Genomic DNA, 476 nt, shown 5'->3' with positions numbered 1-476 from the left:
TTTTTTGGAATGGTCGGGAAGACAGGATTCGAACCTGCGACCCCTTGGTCCCAAACCAAGTGCTCTACCAAGCTGAGCTACTTCCCGATATATGGCGCGCCCGAAAGGAGTCGAACCCATAACCTTCTGATCCGTAGTCAGACGCTCTATCCAATTGAGCTACGGGCGCGCTATAGTATTTATTTTGTACTAACAAAATAATGGTGCCGAGGACCGGAATCGAACCGGTACGGTAGTCACCTACCGCAGGATTTTAAGTCCTGTGCGTCTGCCAGTTCCGCCACCCCGGCTTAAATAAATGCAGACTAATTATGGAGCGGAAGACGAGGTTCGAACTCGCGACCCCCACCTTGGCAAGGTGGTGTTCTACCACTGAACTACTTCCGCATATGGTGCGGGTGAAGGGACTCGAACCCCCACGTCAAAGACACTAGATCCTAAGTCTAGCGCGTCTGCCAATTCCGCCACACCCGCAT

Annotated in this window: 5 tRNA genes; all 5 read right to left on the bottom strand. The window is 52.3% G+C overall.

The annotated features are described in order from the left end of the window. Positions 1–10: 10 nt before the first annotated feature. Positions 11–87 (bottom strand) — tRNA-Pro (locus F7888_RS22365). 5 nt (positions 88–92) lie between these two features. Then, positions 93–169, bottom strand: a tRNA-Arg gene (locus F7888_RS22360). Between the two features lie 32 nt (positions 170–201). Continuing rightward, positions 202–290 (bottom strand) — tRNA-Leu (locus tag F7888_RS22355). Between the two features lie 22 nt (positions 291–312). After that, positions 313–387, bottom strand: a tRNA-Gly gene (locus F7888_RS22350). 3 nt (positions 388–390) lie between these two features. Next, positions 391–474: transfer RNA gene (locus F7888_RS22345), tRNA-Leu, on the bottom strand. Positions 475–476 lie beyond the last annotated feature (2 nt).

It is taken from the genome of Litchfieldia stipae (assembly GCF_014837155.1).
Lineage (GTDB): Bacteria > Bacillota > Bacilli > Bacillales > Bacillaceae_L > Litchfieldia.
Note: the sequence above shows the minus strand (reverse complement) of the source record. Positions and strands in the feature narration are given on the sequence as shown.